Here is a 2,178-nt window from a genome sequence, read left to right on the forward strand (position 1 = left end):
CCACGCAGCGACGCTTCAAGAAATTGGCCTGCTCGTTCGCCGTGACAGCCCGAATCGAAAGCGCTTCACAAAGCACAATAGACACGAGGGCAAGGCGCTTCGGTTTGGCTTCGACCTCTCACCTCTCTTTGATCGCTTGCATGAGATTGCTTCAATGGCAGCTGAGGTCATGAAGGAACGGGAGCAAATTGACTATCTGCGCGCCAAAATTCGCGCAGCAGCCAATGCAAGTCTGACCGATAACCCAAACGATGAGATCGCTCTGGGCATCTTTCGTGTCCTACGTCGGAAATTGTCGCTCAAGGACTGTGAACAAATCCTCTCAAACCTCCCAATCTCAGTAGTTGATGCCGAGTCAGTCGACGATGAAAGTCCGATTTCAACAACAACTATGGCCGCCAATGACGGTCAATTTGTCCGGCATCATCATAAGTCAAATAAAGAACATATTGATAAAGAGAGTATCACTCAAAAAAAACAGAACGCTCCCAAGGCTTCAGAAGCTCCAATCACCATCCCCGAACTACTGACTGCCTGTCCGGAAGCCGCCGAGTTTTCACTGAAAACGATAGTTACCGTTCATGATGTCGTTGCTCACGCACGAACGCTTGCCCCAATGATTGGGATCACAGCCCAAAACTACGAAGCAGCACATAAGCGCCTTGGTGCCTTACGCGCTGCAGCAACCGTTTGGGCAATAATGCAGTTCCACGACAAGATCAAAGCAGTCGGTGCCTATTTTAGGTCAATAACCACTGGATCAAAAAGTGACGGTTTTAGCCCAGAGAAGCTAATCCGACGACTGGCTTTAGCGCAGAATCACGCAACTTGATTTCACAATTGTCCGCGGACAATTTTCCAAGCCACATCGCCAGACTCAATGAATCGCGAGCCAATCAATGATAGCAAAGCCGCCAAATCTTGCCGTTGGTCGCCCCACAGATGTCATTGCCTCCAGAAGAGATCGGGCCGGGCGAACTGATCCATATACAGTCTGACACGAACCTTTGCCTGTGAATTACGCGCATCGTTTAGGCGCAAACCGTGTCTCAATCGCTATTGGGCCGAATTCAATTACTCTGACGTGGTTCCCAAACACGAATTTCACTTAAAGTATATATTTATCAATTAGTTAAATAAAATTTTACTATGGTTTCTTATTGCAGTTACCTAAAAGCAGGTTCTTTCGTGTCTTGAGATAGCATTTGACGATAGAGGTTCTGTACGAGCAATGCCTGAAGCAATGGCGACAAATAGGTGGGCCAATGTCACCGAGCAAATGGTCGGCCGAGGAATTTCATGGGATGTGCAATCTGTCGCGTCAGTTTGAAGCTAGACCGATACCCCAATCAAAGATGAACTGATTCTCGATCCGCACGCAATGGGGCAGGGGGGGACTGCCGGATAAGCAAGACACCGTACGCAGCGAAACCACGCTACGCCTAAACGCCAATCCTCTTCAGGCCGAATTGCCAAGTTGTTGGCTGGATTTGATCAAGTTACGCCAGTTCCATGAAAATTCCATCCGACCTGCCCGGCCTGACGGGCTGTCGTTATCCACGTGAGGTCATTGTGTACGCTGTCTGGGCGTACCACCGGTTTCCCCTGAGGAGAGCGAATACTGAATATCTGTCGGCGGCGCGGGGTGTGGTTGTCAGTCGAGAAATGGTCCGGCTTTGGGTCAATCGCTTTGGCCGACACTTCGCAGATTGCATTCGTCGGGATTGACCGCAACCGAACGACAACTGGCACATGGACGAAGTCGTTATAACGGTTCGTGGCAAAAAGCATTGGCTGTGGAGCGCGATCGACGCGAGGCTTTCTTGATATTCTTGAACAAACGCGCCGGAATGCCAAAGCGGCAAGGCGATTTTTCCAAGGATTAATCGCCCAGTTCGACGAACCGAGGGTCGCCATAACGGACACGTTACGCAGCTACATCAAACCGATCAAGACGCGAGTTCCAGACGCTGACCATCGCGCTCACAAGGGTCTACACAACGCAATCGAAGTCTTGCATAGGCCAACCCGCGAACGAGAGAAAATCATTGGCAGGTTCAAATCCCACCGGCAGGTTCAGAGGTTTCTGTCTGCGCATGACCAGATTAACCCGATTCTCCACCCCCCCCCCGATCAAAAAACCGCAGTCTCATGCCGCAACGCCCTCGAAGATGCGTT

1 protein-coding gene and 1 pseudogene are annotated in these 2,178 nt (G+C 50.6%); both read left to right on the forward strand.

Annotation, left to right across the window (positions count from 1 at the left end; genetic code table 11):
- Positions 1-832: plasmid replication protein RepC (gene repC, locus ACSHWX_RS18430; protein WP_435669668.1), on the forward strand; the 832-nt coding region annotated here is incomplete at its 5' end.
- A 680-nt stretch (positions 833-1,512) separates the two neighbouring features.
- Positions 1,513-2,178 (forward strand): annotated as a pseudogene (locus tag ACSHWX_RS18435) (IS6 family transposase); the annotation flags it as partial.

The organism is Maritalea sp., from assembly GCF_051251695.1.
Lineage (GTDB): Bacteria > Pseudomonadota > Alphaproteobacteria > Rhizobiales > Devosiaceae > Maritalea.